This window comes from Streptomyces sulphureus DSM 40104, assembly GCF_000381025.1.
GTDB classification, from domain to species: Bacteria; Actinomycetota; Actinomycetes; order Streptomycetales; family Streptomycetaceae; genus Streptomyces; species Streptomyces sulphureus.
In genome coordinates this window covers 50,925-66,472 of record NZ_KB905813.1, presented here as the reverse complement: position 1 = coordinate 66,472, position 15,548 = coordinate 50,925, and the positions used below count along the sequence as shown (strand labels likewise).

The following is a 15,548-nucleotide window of genomic DNA, read 5'->3' as shown; positions in this document are numbered from 1 at the left end:
GTCCACCAGCAAACGGGGCCGGGGAACGGGCGGCTAGCCGAGCGGTGCCGAAGGGGTGAGCCGGCTCAGCCCTCGCGCGCGTACGCGGCGCGGAGCGCCTCGACGGCGGCGGCGAGCGCCGCGTCGTGCCCGAGGCCGAGGTGGCGCGCGCGCCGCGCGTAGGCCGCCGCGGCCGACGCCGCCTCGCGTTCGGCCGCGTCCCCCGCCGCCGCGACGAAGGTGCCGTTGCGGCCGCGGGTCTCGATGACGCCGTCCGCCTCCAGGGTGCGGTACGCCTTCGCCACCGTGTTCGCGGCGAGCCCCAGCTCCTGCGCGAGCGCGCGCACGGTCGGCAGCCGGAACCCGGTAGGCAGCTCGCCCTCGCGTGCCTGGGACGCGAGTTGGGAGCGCACCTGCTCGTACGGCGCGGTGGCGGAGTCGGGGTCGATGGCGAGGTGCAGCGGCACGGGTGCTCCGGTCTTTCGGCGGTCTGGTCCCTCTCGGCGGTCCGGCGGTGTTGACGGCCCGGGCCGCGGGACGATTCTCCTCCCCTGGCGCACCGGCGGCCGCGGCGGCCGTGCGGAGCTCGCCGGGCCGGCACGGAGGGCAGCGGCAGAGGGCGGACAGCCGTCGTCCGCTCGTCTACGGTGCGCTCGTATGTTCACCATTCGGGAGTTCACCGACACCGACGCCCCCGCGGTCGTCGCGGTGCGCAGCGCCGCCGCCCCTCATCTCGTCAACTCCGCCGAGGGCCTGCGGTGGGAGCTGCGGAACGCGGCGCCCGCGCGGCGGCTGCGCCGCGTCGTCGCCGAGGCCGAGGACGGCGGCCGCACACGGATAGCGGGCGCGGCCGACGCCGGTACGCTGCCGGGGACGGGCGGCGCCGGGCACCTCACCGTCGCGGTCGACCCGCGCTACGGCGGCCTCGGCATAGGCTCCGCGCTCCTCGGCGCCGCCGAGGAGCACCTCGCGGCGACCGGCGTCACCCTCGTCCACACCTGGGTCGACGACAGCGCACCGGCCGCCGGCTTCGCCGCGCGGCGGGGCTACAGCCCGGGCCGCACGGGCCGGTTCCTCTGCCTCGACCTCGCCTCGGCGCCGCCCCTCTCCCCGCTGCCCGACCGGCTGCCGTCCGGCGTCGAGGTGCGCACCGTCGCCGAGTTCGGCTCGGACCTGCGGGAGTTGTGGCGGGCCGACCTGGAGTGCGCGGACGACGAGCCGGGCGACATCGAGGCGGGCCACCTCGCGTACGAACCGTGGCTCGGCCTCAACTGGCGGCGCCCCGACTGGCGTCCCGAGCTGAGCACCGTCGTCGTCGCCGACGGCGAGATCGCCTCGTACAGCGTCGCGCAGACCGACGGCCGGGAGCGCTGCTGGTCCGCGATGACCGGCACCCGACGCGCACACCGCGGCCGCGGTTTCGCAGGACTCGCCAAGCTCCACGTCCTCCACCTCGCCCGCGGAGCGGGCGTCACCCGTTTCTACACCGGCAACGACGCGAGCAACGCCCCGATGCTCGCCGTCAACGCCCGTCTCGGCTACCGCACTTGCCGCACCGAGCGGCGGCACACGCGGCGGCTGGGGTAGGGGGTTCGCCCGCGCGGCCCGGGCGTGCCGTTGGCCGACGCACAGTGGCCGCCCTCATCAACCGCCGGCGAGGCCCTCCCGGCGGCGGCCTGTCCGCGCATGGGCTATGCGGAAGAGGTCGAGCGGTACGAGTGCGTCCTGGCGTTCCCAGTGAGCGGCGTCGAGCATCTCGTGTTGACGCACGTCTGCGACGAGTTCCAAGCCGCAGGTGGACAGCAGGGTGGCCAAGTCGTTCGGAGTGAGGAACGTGTGCCACGGCTCGCTGCGTTCAGCGGCGAACGCCGTTACGGCGTCGACGTATTGCTGCGCCGGGGCATCGCGGAGGCTTTCGGGGAGTACGTAGTCCATGACGACCTGCGTGCCCGGTGCAAAACTCCCTATCGCGCCGAGGGTGTTGGCGACGGCCTCGGCGGTGAGGTACATGCTCACGCCCAACCAGGCGACGACCGCAGGCTGAAGGGGGTCGAATCCGCGAGCGGAGAGGCTGCTTGCCAGCTCCTCGTGCTCGAAGTCGAGCGGTACGTACGTGACGTTCCCGGGGACCTGGATCTCCGCGGCAGCCAGCCGGTCTCTCTTCTCCTGCTGGAGCACGGGGTGGTCGACCTCGAAGACGTGGACGCGGTCGGCGAGTTCGGAGCGGTAGGCGAAGGTGTCGAGGCCGGCGCCGAGAAGGACGTACTGGCGTACGCCGGAACGGACGGCGCTGTCGACGCGCTCTTCGGTGTAACGGCTGCGGCAGGTCGCCTGGGCTCGGGCGGTGGCCAGCACGAGGTGCTCTCCGTGCACGCGGTGGTAGCCCAGCAGTTCGTCGGCCTGGGCGCCCAGCAGGGATGCGGCGAGCGTGTCGTCGAAGATGAGTGGTGGACGGTCGACGACGAGATGTGCGGCACGCGCGGCAGCGGTCATCAGGGCAGTGCTGTTGGGCCTTTGTACTGTCATACGGCACACCGTAAAAGACAAGTGGCGGATCATAGCACATTGATGAATTTTTGTCGATACCACCGCAGTTGCAACTCGATACCGGAGACCGCCCGTTGAGCCTCGTTCGGCACCGCGAGCAGCCACGCCGTGACCTGACCTGCGCGGTCGACTGCCGCCGTCGGACGCCCCGCAAGCGGCGGCGGTCGACCGGGGCATCGGCCGCACTGGGCCGCGGCGATGCACGCGGCATCCGGCGAGCAGAAGGACGCCCCTCACAACGCCGAGCGATCCCCCGTGTCCACGGGTTGCTCGGCGCGCGCGCCTCGCTCGGCGGCGCTGCGCACCTGGTCGGCGGTGAGGACGTAGCCGGTGTCGGACTCGCTCGTGGACCGGGCGAAGACGACGCCGTAGACCTCGCCCTTGGTGGTGAGCAGCGGGCCACCGGAGTTCCCCGGGCGGACGAGGGAGCGGACGGTGTAGATGTCCCTCGTCGTGAGGTCGCTGCCGTAGATGTCCTGGCCGCGCGCGGGGACCCGTTCGGAGACGGCCGCGGCTCGCAGGTCGAGGCCGCCGTTCTCCGGATACCCGGCGACCACGCTCTGGTCGCCGCGGGAGGCGGAGCCGGCGAACGAGAGCGTGGGGGCCTTCAGTTCGGGCACCCGCAGCACGGCGACGTCCGTCTTCGGGTCGAAGACGACGACGCTCGCCTCGTACCGCGGGCCGACGCCGCCGACCCGCACCGTCGGCCGGTCGACGCCCGCGACGACGTGCGCGTTGGTCATCACCCGCCCCTGCGTGTAGACGAACCCGCTGCCCTCCTGGCCGCGCCTGCCGCCGTCGGTCTCCGAGACGCCCTCGACCTTGACGGTGCTCCGCTTCGCCGCCGAGACCGCCTGTGCGGTGACGGCGTCGCCCGAGGGCTCGGGGACCTCCGCGCCCGGCTCGTGCTCGAACGGGTTGAAGACGCGCGGGAATCCGGCCGTCGTCAGGGCGCTGCTGGCGCGGTTGAACCAGGTGGACGCCTGGTCCGGCATCCGCTCCTGGACGGTGCCGAGCACCGCGGAGCCCCGGATCGCCTGGTTGAGTTGGGGCGAGGGCGAGGCCGCGACCACTCCGGCCGCCATCCACGCGACGACGAGCACCGCGAGCGCGTTGGCCACGGCGCCGCCCGCACCGTCGACCCAGCGGACCGGCGTCCAGGTGAGCGAGGACCGCAGCCGCCAGGCGAGCCGTCCGGTGAGCGCCTGCCCGATGCTCGCCGGGACCAGTACCGTCAGCAGCGCGACGACGATCGTCGCGACGCTGCCTTCCTCCACGTACTCCAGGACGTACGGCAGCAGCCAGATGCCGAGCGCGGCGCCGCCGATGAACCCGGCGAGGGAGATCACCCCGGCGACGAGGCCGCGTCGGTACCCCGAGACGGCGGCGCCGAGCGCGGCGAGCAGCAACAGCAGGTCGAGCAGGTTCACGCGGCCTCCCCCTCGGCGCCGACCGTGCGGCGGTGGTACGGGCGATACGGTTCTGTGCCCGGTTCCTTCCGGGCGGCGGGTGCGGGGTTTCGGCGGGTGGGGGTCAAGGGCTCGTTCACGGGGGTCGGTTGCGGTCGGTCGGGTGCCGCGCCGCTCGCGGCGCGGAGTGGGCCGGGGCGTTCCGAATCAGCCGTGGCCCACGAAAGAAAACGCACGTAAGCCGCGAACGGTTCCACCGGGAGGTGCATGCCACACCTCCCGCTCGCAGGTCAGGCGCCGTCGTGCGCCCGCAGACGGCGGCCGACACGGTCGAAGGCGCCGGCGAGGACGGCGATTTCGTCGTCCTCCAGGACGTCGATGAGCACCTCGCGCACGGCGGCGACGTGTCCGGGGGCCGCGTCGCGCAGGGCGTACAGGCCCTCGTCGGTGAGGACGGCGAGGACGCCGCGGACGTCGGTCGGGCAGGAGCGGCGGGCGACGAGGCCGCGCTTCTCCAGGCGGTCGACCTGGTAGGTGAGGCCGCTCTTCGAGGTGAGCAGGCCGTCGGCGAGTTCCGTCATGCGCAGCGAGCGGTCGGGAGCTTCGGCGAGGCGGACGAGTATCTCGTACTGCGGGTGGGAGAGGCCGGCCTCGTCCCTGAGCTGGGCCTCGAGGTGGCGTGCGACACGGTTGCTCGCCTCCAGGAACCCTTGCCAAGCCGCCATTTCGCGGTCGTCGAGCCACCTGGGAGCGTCCATGTGCCGCATTCTACAAGCTTGTTCAATTTCGAACCATCTACTACCGTGACCGCATCCGCCGGTCGTTCGACTTCGAACAACTCCGCAACAGGCCGGCGTGTACCGCCGACGGCGGACGGTCCGCACCGCGCTCCGGGTACGCGGGGCGGGCCCCCGCTGACGCCCGGCAGGCCGGACACCGCCGTCCGACGCCCGCACCTGCTTCGTCGGCGGGCGCGTACCGAGCACCGCGCAGCGTCGCGCGGCCCCCCGATACGGCAGACACAGCAGGGAGTTGGAGATGGCCTCCCCCCACACCGCAATCCCCACCGCACACGCGGCTCCTCAGGAAACACCCCCACCCCGCACCTCCCACGCACCGTCGGCAGGACTCCTGCTGCTCCGGCTCGTCCTCGGCCTGACGCTCGCCTCGCACGGCACGCAGAAGCTCTTCGGCTGGTTCGGCGGCAACGGCATCGACGGCACCGCCGCCTTCTTCGACTCCGTCGGCTACCCGGCGGCGCGGACGATGGCCCTCGTCGCCGGGCTCACCGAGACGCTCGGCGGTCTCGGCCTCGCCCTCGGGCTCCTCACGCCGCTCGCCGGCGCCGCCGCCCTCGGCACGATGCTCAACGCCCTCGCCGTCGACTGGGGAAGCGGGTTCTTCGCCCCCGAGGGCGTGGAGTACCCGCTGCTCATGCTCGCCGGCGCGGCCGCGATCACCCTCGCGGGGCCCGGCAGGTACGCGGTCGACCGCCTCCTCCCCGGACTCCGCGACCACCGCCTCGCGTACGGCGCGGCCGCCGTCGTGCTCGGCGCCGCGACCGCGGGCGTGGTGCTGCTCCTCCGGACGTAGCAACTCCCCCGGGCGTGTACGGGCGTCGGGCTTGGGCGGCCGTACACGCGCGGGGGTCGGTTGCTTCCTGCGCGCAGGGCTCCGTCAGCGCGGCGCCCGCACGGCCGCAGCGGAGGCGGTTGCGCGCTCCGGTGAGGGTTTCACCGCCGGCGCCCCGCAGCAGGGCGCGAACTTCGGCATACATGCGACCGCGAGCGCTCCCGCGGCCGGAGCAAAGGCGGTCCGCGCACTCCGACGGGTGCGCGAGGCGTTCACCGCGAGCGCTCACGGTAGGAGAAGTCACGGCTCGAACTCCGGTGGTGCGCGAGCCTTTCACCGCGAGTACCTCACGGCCGAAGCAGAGAACGGTCCCACACTCCGACAAGTGCGCGAGGCATCCACCGCCGGCGCCCCGCGGCGGATGGAGAGGCAGGCTCGAACTCCGGCGTACGCGCGGGGTATTCACCACGGGCCCCCGCAGCCGGCCCAGCATTCGCCGCGAACTCCGGCGAGTGCACGAGGCGTTGACCCCGGGAGCACCCGACCACGGACGGCCCGACCTCCCGCGTCAGGGCCCGACTCCCCATGAGGGGCGGGAGTTGAGTTCCTCGACGTCCATGTCGGTGGTACGGCGCGCACCGCTCCGCAGAGTGCGGAGTTCGTCCCGCGTGAGGACGTCCTCGATGCGGGCGAAGCCCCCCGGGGCGCGCTCGGCCACGGTGTCGAGGGTGCGGTCGACGGGCATCTCGCGGCAGGCCGCCGCGACTTGCTCGGCGGGTCCGCGCCGTATCGCCTCGTACCGGCGCAGCCCGGCGGCGGTTCCCTCACCCCGGTGCTCGGCGAGCGCCCAGGCGAGCACGCGCGCGTCGAGCACCGCCAGCGAGCCGCCGTTCGAGCCCACCGGGTACATCGGGTGCGCGGCGTCGCCGAGGAGCGTCACCCTGCCCCGGCCCCAGTACGGGAGCGGGTCCCGGTCGACCATGGGGTACTCCAGGATGCGCGGCGCCGATCGCAGCAGCCCGGGTATGTCGAGGCCCTCGATGCGCCAGTCGGCGAAGTGGGCGAGGACCTCCGCAAGCCTTCCCTCCGCGTTCCAGTCGGCCTCGCCGGCCCGCAGCGGGAGGGGTTCGCGACCGCCCGGAGGGGACGAGACGCGCGCCTCCGCAACCCAGTTGACGACGCCTGCACCCTCCCGCGCCTTGCCGCCGAGCGGGTAGACGACGAGGCGCGCGGGGCGGTAGCTCCCGGCGACCAGCATCGTGCGCCCGTCGAGCGGCAGCGGCGCCTCGGCGACCCCGCGCCACATCCGGATGCCGTTCCACAGCGGCGCACCCTCCCCCGGGTGCAGCACTCCGCGGACGGCGGAGAAGACCCCGTCCGCGCCGACGAGCGCCTCCGCCTCGACCGTGTGCAGCGGGCCGCCCGGCCGGTCGCGGTCGCGGAGCAGGGCGACGACGCGGTCTTCCCGCTCTGTGAAGTCGACGAGTTGCAGGCCCGTCCGCACCTCCGCGCCCGGCCGGCTGCGTAACGCCTCCAGGAGGACGCGTTGCAACTCGCCGCGGTGGACGGAGAGTTGCGGCCAGCGGTAGCCGGCGAGGCGCCCCCGGGGGTGCTCGACCACCGGGTTGCCGTGCCGGTCGGCGAAGACCGCCCGGCGGGGCTCGGCCGACACCTCGGCCAAGTCCGCGCCGACACCGAGCTCTTCGAGCTCCCTGACAGCGTGCGGTTGGAGGTTGATCCCGGCCCCCACGGGCAACAGGCGCCGCGAGGCGTCCACGACCGCGACCCCCTCGCCGAGCCCCGCGGCCCGCAGGCTCAGCGCCGTGCTCAGCCCGCCGATCCCCGCCCCGACCACCAGCACGCGCACCTTCTCCGGCATCAGCCGACCTCCCCCGTACGGCCGGGCGCCCCGCTGGCGCCCGCGGGCACCGCCGAGCCCAGTCTGCCGCCGCACGCCCACCGTGTCAGCGATACGCGGGTCGCCGACGCCCTTGATTCGGCGTCGTTCTGTTTCCGAAGAGAAGGCCGGCTCCCCGACCCCCGACCGGACAGCAACCGCACGAGACCGACGTCCGGCCCCGCGGACCGTGCACGGCACCACCGCCGCCCTCTCACGCCGGTTGGCAGCTCCCCCGGCACCCGAGCGAGCACACCATCGGGCCGCCCGCGCCGCCAACGCTCCGACCCTTGGGAATTAACCCCTGATCAGCCATCGCTTAAGCGCTCTTTAAACCCTCCTGATGTGCGCCTCTCAGCCCCGATGCAGCCGGTCGGAGCCGCTAACGTGCCGCAGGCCGGGCTCGGTCCGCGCCTCCCGCATGGCGCGGACCGAGCCCGTCCGCACCGTCCCCGAACGCGAGGAGTCCCCCTTGTCCGCGCTGCTCTCCCGGAAGGCCCGCCGCACGGCGGGATACATCACCGTGCTCGGCGTCGCACCGGTGCTGCTGACCGTCGCGAGCGCCGAGTCGGCCTCGGCGCACGGCTCGATGGAGGACCCCGTCAGCCGCGTCTCCGCCTGCTTCGCCGAGGGCCCCGAGAGTCCGCGGTCCGCCGCGTGCAAGGCGGCCGTCGAGGCGAGCGGGGCCCAGGCGTTCTACGACTGGAATGAGGTCAACATCCCCGACGCCGCGGGCAAGCACCGCGACATCATCCCCGACGGGAAGCTGTGCAGCGCCGGCCGCGAGAAGTACCAGGGCCTCGACCTGCCGCGCACCGACTGGCCGTCGAGCAAGCTCACCAGCGGCGCCCACACCTTCAAGTTCCAGGCGACGGCACCGCACAAGGGCACCTTCGAGCTCTACCTCACCAAGGACGGCTACGACGCCTCCAAGCCGCTGAAGTGGTCGGACCTGGAGTCGGAGCCGTTCGCCGAGGCGACCGACCCGGCGCTCTCCGACGGCTCCTACACCCTCGAGGGCGACGTCCCCGAGCGCACCGGACGCCACCTCGTGTACGCCGTCTGGCAGCGCTCCGACAGCCCCGAGGCGTTCTACAGCTGCTCGGACGTCACCTTCGGCGGCGGCAGTTCAGGGTCGGCATCGGCCAAGTCGTCCGGCAGCGAGGGCGGTTCGCGGAGCGAGGCGCAGGCGCCGACGGACGAGCAGATCGCCGAGGGCACCGAGCAGTCCACCGTCGACCACGACGGGCACGGCGGCAAGGCACACAGCGAAGCCGCAGGACACGCAGGACACGGCGCAGCACCGCAGGGCGGCACCGAGGACGCCCGACTCGCCGAGACGGGCGGCGAGAACGACACCGCGCTCGTAGCGGCGGGCGGCGCCGCCGTCCTCGTCGCCGGAGCCGCGGTCGTCCTCGCCACCGTCCGCCGCAAGGCACTCGGCCGCCACCGCGGCTGACGGCAGCCACCCCCGCGGTGGACGCCCCCGGACCGGCGCCGTCGCCCTCCCTTCACCTCGGGGGCGGCGGCGCCGCCGCGTCCCGGCGATGCGGTCGCCGTGGGGCGCGCGGCAGTCGGGACGTACGCAGGGACGTGCCGTGTTACCACCCCCGGCGCGTGCCCGCGAGGCGTACAGGGGGTGAGCCGATGAGTGCCGCTGACGTCCGCAACGCCCCGACCGTCCCCACGTCCAGGCTCCGGCCTGTCGAAGCCGGCACCACGTCCGCAACAGCGGTGCGGTCAGCCGGGGACCGGGCTCAAGGGTCTCCAAGCCCCACTCGCCCGCCGTCCCTCCTGGTGCCCGCCACACACCGGCTCCACCCGGACGGACTCGACGGGAAACCCGCCGATTCCCGTACTCTGACGGGCAGTTCCCCCTGCGTTCCGGCGCCACTCGCCCTCGGCGGCTCCGAACCGCCCGCCTCGGTCCGCGCGTCGGCCGAAGGACGCACAAGGCCGACACCGCACCGCGCGAGGAGACCGCCCCGCACGGCGCCGTAAGCCCGTAGCCGCGAAACCCACGAGAACGGAACCGCATGCCCGACTGGACCGCACGCGCCGAGACGCCCGCCGACCGCCCGGCCGTCAGGGAGGTCGAACTCGCCGCCTTCCCCACCACGGAGGAGGCCGACCTCGTCGAAAAGCTCCGCGCCGACCCGGACGCGTGGATCGACGGGCTCTCCCAGGTGGCGGTGGCCGAGGACGGCAGCGTCGTCGGCCACGCACTGCTCACCCGGTGCCGCATCGACGACCGTCCCGCGCTCGCCCTGGCTCCGTGCGCGGTGCGCCCCGAGCACCAGGGCACGGGCGCGGGCTCGGCAGCCATCAGGGCCACGTTGGAGGCCGCCCGCGCCCTGGGCGAGAACACCGTGGTCGTCCTGGGCCACGCCGGCTACTACCCGCGCTTCGGCTTCACTCCCGCGTCGCGCTTCGGTATCCGCGCCCCCTTCGAGGCGCCCGACGAGGCGATGATGGCGCTCACCCTCGACCCGCAGCGCCCCGCCCCGTCCGGGACGATCCGGTACCCGGCGGCCTTCGGCGTCTGACCCGACGAAGGGCACGCCCCTACGCCGCGTCGAGCAGCCCCGCCGGATACGCGGCCGCCCGCCCGAACCGCGTCCGGGCCAGGTCCGCCGCGGCCTCGGCCCTGCGTGCCTTCTCCGCCCCGGGGTCGAAGGAGAGTTGCCGCACCGCGTTCTCGGCGCCGGTGAGCTCCTCGGCCCGCAGCACCACCGAGCGCACCTTGGCGCGCTGGAGGCCGAGCGCGTCGTGGAGCGCGTACGCGGTCCGCACCAACGCCGGTGTGTGCGCAGTCGGTTCGGGGAACCTGCGGGTGCGCACCGTCGTCGTGCGGTCGGCGTACCCGACGGTGAGCGTCAGCGCCCTGGCGACCTGCTGCTCCCCGCGCATCCGGAACCCCAACTCGTCGGCGAGGGTGAGGAGCGCACGCCTTCGCACCCCGGCGTCGAGCTCGTACCGCTCGAAGCGGTGCTCGCAGCCGACCGACCGCGCCGACGAGGACCCCGGCACCCCGGCGCCGGGGATCTCCGGCGCCTCGGCGCCCGGCGGCAGCGCGGCGACCGGCGTGGGGTCGACACCGCGCGCCCGCTCGCGCAGGCGGTGCGCGCTCGCGGCACCGAGTATGCGCTGGAGCGTCGCCGGCGGCGCTGCGGCGAGCCGGCCGACGGTGTCGAGCCCGTACGAGCGGAGCGTGCGCGCCGTCGCGGGCCCCACCCCGTGGAGCGCGGTGACCGGTCTCTCCGCGAGGAACGCCGCGGTCTCCTCGGGCCGCACCAGCCGCACCCCTGCCGCCTCCGCACCGCAGGCGTCGGCCGCCATCCGCGCCAACTGCGGGTTGACGGCCACCCCCACGGTGCACCACACGCCGTACCGCGCCTGCGCGCGCAGCCGTACCAGACGGGCCAACTCCGCGGCGGCGCCGAGCGGCTCTGCGGGCGCGCCCCGCCCGAGGCCGCGTCCGAAGTACCGCAGCGCTCCGCGTACGTCGGCGAGCGCGGCGTCCGGCGGCAGCGCCTGGACGACGGGCGTGACGTCGGCGAGCAGCGCGAGCAGTTCGGGGTAGCGCGCCGCCGCCGGACCGTCCGGGAGGTCGAAGCGTACGTACCAGACCACGCCTTCGCGCCCGCTCATCCCGCGCTCCCCGGGCTCGCATGCCACATCTTCCGCAGCGCCTTGGAGGAGTCGGCCGCCTCGCCCGCCGGCTGGAGGTCGGCCCACGCGTTGAGGCGGAACCCGTGGTTGAGCTCGATGGTCCGCTGCGGCGCCGCGCCGCGCCCCTCGCCCGGCGTCTCCGCGAGGCGCGCGGTGACCGCTTCCAGCCCCCGCGTACGCCGGAGTTCGACGAGTTCCGCGAGGTTCCAGGCGGCGGCTCCGACGACGCTGAAGCTGCGCGGCCCGCGCCGCTGCACCACCCCGCGCACCAGCAGCAGCCAGGAGTGGAAGACGGTGTGCGCGCTCACCTCCAACCCGGAAGGTCCCTGGGCGTTCCGGCCCTCGCCGCCGGGCGGCGCGTCGAAGAACGCGCAGTCGACGAGCCCGGTGCCGTCGTCGAGGGTGGTGAAGATGACCCGGCGGCCCGAGGCGATCGGCGGTGTCTGCGTCGCCGCCTTGGCGCCGGCCACCAGGACGGTCTCGCCGTTGCGCGCGCTTCCCAGGGTGCGCGCCGAGTGGGCGCCCAACTCCCGCAGGAACGCGAGGTGGTCGTCCATCAGGTGGCGCGACGCGTCCATGCCGAGGACGCCGATCTCGGCGCCGAGCCGCTCGTCCCTGTCGAGGTCGGGCAGGTGCGCGGGCGCCGACTCCAGGACGCCGGGTGCCGGCGCCCCGGACTCCGGCTCCTCGGCGCCGAGCGCCAGTTGGCCGGCGCGCGCACCGGCGCCGCGCTGGGCGCGGTGCAGCTCGGTGAGGTGGAGGAGCAGGTCGCGGCGGTTCCCCTCGGGCGCGAACGCGTCCAACGCGCCGACCTGCGCGAGCCGTTCGGCGATCGGCAGCGGGGGCCGGGCCCGCTGCCAGAAGTCGGCGAGCGAGGTGTACGGCTGCCCTGCCTCGATCCGCTCGGCGTCGGCCTCGCTGATCCCCTGGACCTCGCCGAGCGCCAGTCGTACACCCCAAGTGCTCCTCTTTGTACCGCTCTTGGACTCCTCGTCCCCGGACACCAGTTCGATACGATAGGCGGTCGACGACCGGTTCACCTCCAGCGGCAGCACCGGCACCCCCCGCCGCCGCGCATCCGCGAGCAGCAGCCGCTTCGGGTACATACCGGGGTCGTGCTCCAACAACCCGGCGTAGAACGCCGCAGGATGGTGCGCCTTCAGCCACGCCGACTGATACGTCGGCACCGCGAACGCCACCGCGTGCGCCTTGCAGAACCCGTACGAGCCGAAGGCCGCCACGGTCTCCCAGGTACGCGCGGTCACTTCGGCCCCGTACCCGCGCTCCTCGGCGGCGGCGGTGAACCACTCGCGCACCCGCGGCCGCCGCTCCTCGTCGGAGAGCGCACGCCGCGCCTCGTCGGCGAGTGCCCGATCGCACCCCGTCATCGTCGCGATGATCAGGATCAACTGCTCGTGGAAGACCACCACCCCGTACGTCTCGCGCAGCGCCGGCTCCAGGTCCGGGTGCGGGAAGCGCGGCGCCTTGCGTCCGCGCCTGGTCTCGATGAACGGGTGCACCATGTCGGCGGCGACGGGGCCCGGGCGGAAGAGCGAGATGTCCACCACCAGGTCGTGGAAGGTCTCCGGCTGCAACCTCCCGATCAGGTCCCGCTGCCCGGGCGACTCGATCTGGAAGCAGCCCAACGTCTCGGCGGAGCGCACCAGTCGGTACGTGGCGGGGTCCCCCTCGGGCACCGCGTCGAGGTCGACCTCCTCCCCGCTCGCCCGTCCGACCTCGGCCACCGCGTGCGCCATCGCCGACTGGAGCCGCACGCCGAGCACGTCCAGCTTGAGCAGCCCGAGCTCCTCCACGTCGTCCTTGTCGAACTGGGACATCGCGAACCCCTCCCCGCTCGTCGGCACCGTCGGTGTACGCGCACGGAGCGAGGCGTCCGAGAGGAGCACGCCGCACGGGTGCATCGCCATACCGCGCGGCAGCCCGTCGAGCGCCTCGACCAGCTCCCAGAACCGTTGGTCGAACGCCTCCCTGCGCACGCCCTCCAGCTCCGGCAGCTCGGCCAGCGCCGCCCGCGCGTCCCGTGCCCTGATGTGCGGGAACGCCTTGGCGAGCCGGTCCACTTCGGCCGGGTCCATGCCGAGCGCGGCGCCGACGTCCCGGATCGCGTGCCGCACCCGGTAGGTCTCCGGCATCGCCACGGTCGCGACCCGCTCCGGCCCGAACCGCTCGAAGATCGCGCGGTACACCTCCAGGCGCCGCGCCGACTCCACGTCGATGTCGATGTCCGGCAGCGCCGCCCTCCGCGGCGAGAGGAACCGCTCCATCAGCAGCCCGTGCTCGACGGGGTCCGCGTGCGCGATCCCCAGCAGGTGGTTGACGAACGACCCGGCGCCCGACCCGCGCGCCGCGACCCGGACGCCCATCTCCCGTACGTCCCGCACCACTTGCGCCACCGTGAGGAAGTACGAGGAGTACCCGAGGTGTTCGATCACCCCCAGCTCGTCCCGCAGCCGCCGCCGGCGCACCGCGTCCCCCGCGTACCCCCGCGCGAGCATGGCGCCCGCGCACCGTGAGCGCAGCACGTGCACCGCCTCCCGCCCGCCGGCGCCGACCAGCCGGGGCTCGGGGAAGAAGACCCGGCCGATCCCCAGGTCCTCCTCCGGGTCGACGCGGCACTCGTCCGCCGTCCGCTCCGTCAGCTCCAGCAGCCGTTGCGCGGTGCGCGGCCCGAGCCCCGCCGCCTCGGCGATCCGCTCGGCGGTGCGCGCCATCTCCTCGGGGCCCTTGAGCCACCGCTCCCCCGCGTCCACGCCCCGGCGCTCGTCGATCGGTACGAGCCGGCGTGCGGAGTCGAGCACGTCGGCGACCGGGCCCTGGTCGGGGTCGGCGTACCGCACGGGGTTGGCGAGGAGGGGCGGAACGCCCTCGTCGGCGGCGAGCCGCAGCATCCGTGCCGCCTCGCGCAGCGGCCCGGCGCCGTCCACCTCCAGGCGCAGCGAGCCGCCGAAGACCTCGCGCCACTCCCCCAGCACCCGCGCCGCCCGGTCGGGGCGCCCGGCCGCGAGCGCCCTGCCCACCGGGGAGTCGGCGCCGAGCAGCACCGTCACGGAGCCGGCGTCGCCCGCCGCCTCGTCCCACGGAAGCAGCGGCCGCTCCGCCTCCGCTGCGTGCGCCGCCGTGACCAGCCTGCACAGCTCGGCCCAACCCCTCGCCCCGTCCCGTGCGAGGAAGACGACCCGCGGCGCCGACTCGTCGACGAACGCCCCACCGCGCACCGGCGCGCGCCGGCGCCCCGCCGGCCGCCGCTCCCCCTCCGGCGGTGCACCGACGGCGAGTTCGACGCCGTAGACGGGACGCACCCCGGCCCGCGCACTCGCCTTGGCGAACCGGACGGCCCCGCCGAGGGTGTCCCTGTCGGTGAGCGCCACCGCCCCCATGCCGCGCTCGGCCGCGCGCTCCGCGAGCGTCTCCGGGTGCGAAGCGCCGTACCGCAGCGAGAAACCGGAGGCGACGTGGAGGTGCGTGAATCCGTACGTCCCTGACATCGGCGCCTCCTTCGCACTCGCACCTTCCGCGCGTGACCACCCTAAACCAGCCATCGAACTCAGATTCGAAAGCGGACGCCCGCCCGCGTTACGCGGCAGGAGAAACCCCCTCCGCACGGCGCCTCTCCCGATGACACCGACCCCGCAGACCGTCGCCGTCCTCTCCGACGTGCACGGCGTCCTCCCCGCCCTGGAGGCGGTCCTCGCCGAGCCCGACATCCGTGCCGCGGACGCCGTCGTCCTCACCGGCGGCCCGGTGGCGGTTCCCCCGCGGGACCCTCCGTCTCCTCGACTCTCTCGGCGACCGCGCCCGCATCCTTCCGGGCAACGCCGAGCGCGAACTCCTCGCGCACCGCGCGGCGCCGCCCGCCGGCCCGCCCGCGACGACCGACCGGTGGGCCGCCACCCTCCTCACCGACGCCGAGGCCGCCCGCCTCGCCGCCCTGCCGGAGCGGCTCGAACTCCCCATGGCCGGAATCGGTCGGGTCCTCTTCTGCCACACCACCCCGTGCAACGGTGCTCGGCGACTCGCACACGGAGCGCTGAGACGACGGCGGCCCCTCCTCTCGGGATGGAGGGAAGGGGTCCGCCGTCGTCTGCGGCCACACCCACATGCCCTTCGTACGGCTCGTCGGTGGTCGGCTGCTCGTCAATCCCGGCAGCGTCGGTATGCCGTACGGGCGCGAGGGCGCGCATCGGGCGCTGCTCGGCTCCCGGTAGCTCCGTCGCCGTTGGCCGTACCCGCTACGACGCCGCCTGCGCCCGCATCGCGCACGGGTTGCGCGCGGCCGGGCGCGGCGGGGTGAGCGGACGAGTACCTCCGCGCGCGCAACAGCGCCGAGGACGCACTCGCCGCGTCGGGCCGCTCGACGGAAGGCCCGTCCGCCACGGAAAGCACAGGCTGTGACCGATCTCAAAGAACTGGCCCCGGCTGCCGGTGGCAAGGCAGGGTAGACGGAGCCGGGA

The 15,548-nt window shown here is 74.3% G+C and carries 13 protein-coding genes; 5 read left to right on the top strand and 8 right to left on the bottom strand.

Going from position 1 to position 15,548, the window contains the following annotated elements; all coding sequences use genetic code 11:
* Window positions 1-65: 65 nt before the first annotated feature.
* Window positions 66-446: a GntR family transcriptional regulator gene (locus tag F603_RS0100280; RefSeq protein ID WP_019544029.1), complete on the bottom strand. Its 381-nt coding sequence runs from the start codon at window positions 444-446 to the stop codon at window positions 66-68.
* 190 nt (window positions 447-636) lie between these two features.
* Between F603_RS0100280 and F603_RS0100275 the strand changes: the two genes are divergently transcribed.
* Window positions 637-1,566 carry a GNAT family N-acetyltransferase gene (locus tag F603_RS0100275; protein WP_019544028.1) on the top strand — a complete coding sequence of 310 codons (930 nt, stop codon included), beginning with the start codon at window positions 637-639 and terminating at the stop codon, window positions 1,564-1,566.
* A gap of 57 nt (window positions 1,567-1,623) precedes the next feature.
* Here F603_RS0100275 and F603_RS0100270 read toward each other — a convergent pair whose 3' ends face one another.
* The 3 genes from F603_RS0100270 to F603_RS0100260 form a co-directional block, all read right to left on the bottom strand.
* The gene (locus tag F603_RS0100270; protein ID WP_245600649.1) at window positions 1,624-2,505 is read right to left on the bottom strand and encodes a class I SAM-dependent methyltransferase; all 882 of its coding nucleotides are present in this window, start codon (window positions 2,503-2,505) and stop codon (window positions 1,624-1,626) included.
* Window positions 2,506-2,759: 254 nt separating this feature from the next.
* Window positions 2,760-3,956 carry a MarP family serine protease gene (locus F603_RS0100265; RefSeq protein WP_019544026.1) on the bottom strand — a complete coding sequence of 399 codons (1,197 nt, stop codon included), beginning with the start codon at window positions 3,954-3,956 and terminating at the stop codon, window positions 2,760-2,762.
* A gap of 269 nt (window positions 3,957-4,225) precedes the next feature.
* Window positions 4,226-4,693, bottom strand: coding sequence for a MarR family winged helix-turn-helix transcriptional regulator (locus F603_RS0100260; RefSeq protein ID WP_026328015.1), 468 nt, complete (start codon window positions 4,691-4,693; stop codon window positions 4,226-4,228).
* A gap of 280 nt (window positions 4,694-4,973) precedes the next feature.
* On the opposite strand from F603_RS0100260, the gene F603_RS0100255 reads away from it, so the two are divergent.
* Complete coding sequence (locus F603_RS0100255; protein WP_019544024.1) at window positions 4,974-5,528, top strand: DoxX family protein; 555 nt, start codon at window positions 4,974-4,976, stop codon at window positions 5,526-5,528.
* Between the two features lie 547 nt (window positions 5,529-6,075).
* Here the strand turns inward: F603_RS0100255 and F603_RS0100250 are convergent.
* On the bottom strand, window positions 6,076-7,386 hold the full coding sequence (locus F603_RS0100250) for an FAD-dependent monooxygenase (protein ID WP_019544023.1): 1,311 nt from the start codon (window positions 7,384-7,386) through the stop codon (window positions 6,076-6,078).
* Between the two features lie 439 nt (window positions 7,387-7,825).
* On the opposite strand from F603_RS0100250, the gene F603_RS0100245 reads away from it, so the two are divergent.
* Window positions 7,826-8,863, top strand: a complete 1,038-nt coding sequence (locus tag F603_RS0100245; RefSeq protein ID WP_019544022.1) for a lytic polysaccharide monooxygenase auxiliary activity family 9 protein — start codon at window positions 7,826-7,828, stop codon at window positions 8,861-8,863.
* Window positions 8,864-9,440: 577 nt separating this feature from the next.
* Complete coding sequence (locus tag F603_RS0100240) at window positions 9,441-9,950, top strand: GNAT family N-acetyltransferase (protein ID WP_019544021.1); 510 nt, start codon at window positions 9,441-9,443, stop codon at window positions 9,948-9,950.
* A gap of 19 nt (window positions 9,951-9,969) precedes the next feature.
* Here the strand turns inward: F603_RS0100240 and F603_RS0100235 are convergent, their stop codons facing one another.
* The 3 genes from F603_RS0100235 to F603_RS35640 all read right to left on the bottom strand — a co-directional run bounded on the left by F603_RS0100235 (window position 9,970) and on the right by F603_RS35640 (window position 15,082).
* Complete coding sequence (locus F603_RS0100235; protein ID WP_019544020.1) at window positions 9,970-11,055, bottom strand: DNA polymerase Y family protein; 1,086 nt, start codon at window positions 11,053-11,055, stop codon at window positions 9,970-9,972.
* The gene (locus F603_RS0100230; RefSeq protein ID WP_019544019.1) at window positions 11,052-14,582 is read right to left on the bottom strand and encodes a DNA polymerase III subunit alpha; all 3,531 of its coding nucleotides are present in this window, start codon (window positions 14,580-14,582) and stop codon (window positions 11,052-11,054) included. Before F603_RS0100230 ends, F603_RS0100235 begins: the two co-directional genes overlap by 4 nt.
* Before the next feature lie 242 nt (window positions 14,583-14,824).
* The gene (locus F603_RS35640; protein WP_019544018.1) at window positions 14,825-15,082 is read right to left on the bottom strand and encodes a hypothetical protein; all 258 of its coding nucleotides are present in this window, start codon (window positions 15,080-15,082) and stop codon (window positions 14,825-14,827) included.
* A 112-nt stretch (window positions 15,083-15,194) separates the two neighbouring features.
* Here F603_RS35640 and F603_RS35635 point away from each other — a divergent pair, with 112 nt between their 5' ends.
* Window positions 15,195-15,302 carry a hypothetical protein gene (locus F603_RS35635; RefSeq protein ID WP_019544017.1) on the top strand — a complete coding sequence of 36 codons (108 nt, stop codon included), beginning with the start codon at window positions 15,195-15,197 and terminating at the stop codon, window positions 15,300-15,302.
* Window positions 15,303-15,548 lie beyond the last annotated feature (246 nt).

Excerpts from the sequence above, each read along its gene's own strand:
- F603_RS0100275 (WP_019544028.1), top strand. The coding sequence starts at position 637 with ATGTTCACCATTCGGGAGTTCACCGACACCGACGCCCCCGCGGTCGTC.
- F603_RS0100270 (WP_245600649.1), bottom strand. The coding sequence starts at position 2,505 with ATGACAGTACAAAGGCCCAACAGCACTGCCCTGATGACCGCTGCCGCG.
- F603_RS0100260 (WP_026328015.1), bottom strand. The coding sequence starts at position 4,693 with ATGGACGCTCCCAGGTGGCTCGACGACCGCGAAATGGCGGCTTGGCAA.
- F603_RS0100255 (WP_019544024.1), top strand. The coding sequence starts at position 4,974 with ATGGCCTCCCCCCACACCGCAATCCCCACCGCACACGCGGCTCCTCAG.
- F603_RS0100250 (WP_019544023.1), bottom strand. The coding sequence starts at position 7,386 with ATGCCGGAGAAGGTGCGCGTGCTGGTGGTCGGGGCGGGGATCGGCGGG.
- F603_RS0100245 (WP_019544022.1), top strand. The coding sequence starts at position 7,826 with ATGGCGCGGACCGAGCCCGTCCGCACCGTCCCCGAACGCGAGGAGTCC.
- F603_RS0100240 (WP_019544021.1), top strand. The coding sequence starts at position 9,441 with ATGCCCGACTGGACCGCACGCGCCGAGACGCCCGCCGACCGCCCGGCC.
- F603_RS0100235 (WP_019544020.1), bottom strand. The coding sequence starts at position 11,055 with ATGAGCGGGCGCGAAGGCGTGGTCTGGTACGTACGCTTCGACCTCCCG.
- F603_RS0100230 (WP_019544019.1), bottom strand. The coding sequence starts at position 14,582 with ATGTCAGGGACGTACGGATTCACGCACCTCCACGTCGCCTCCGGTTTC.
- F603_RS35635 (WP_019544017.1), top strand. The coding sequence starts at position 15,195 with ATGCCCTTCGTACGGCTCGTCGGTGGTCGGCTGCTCGTCAATCCCGGC.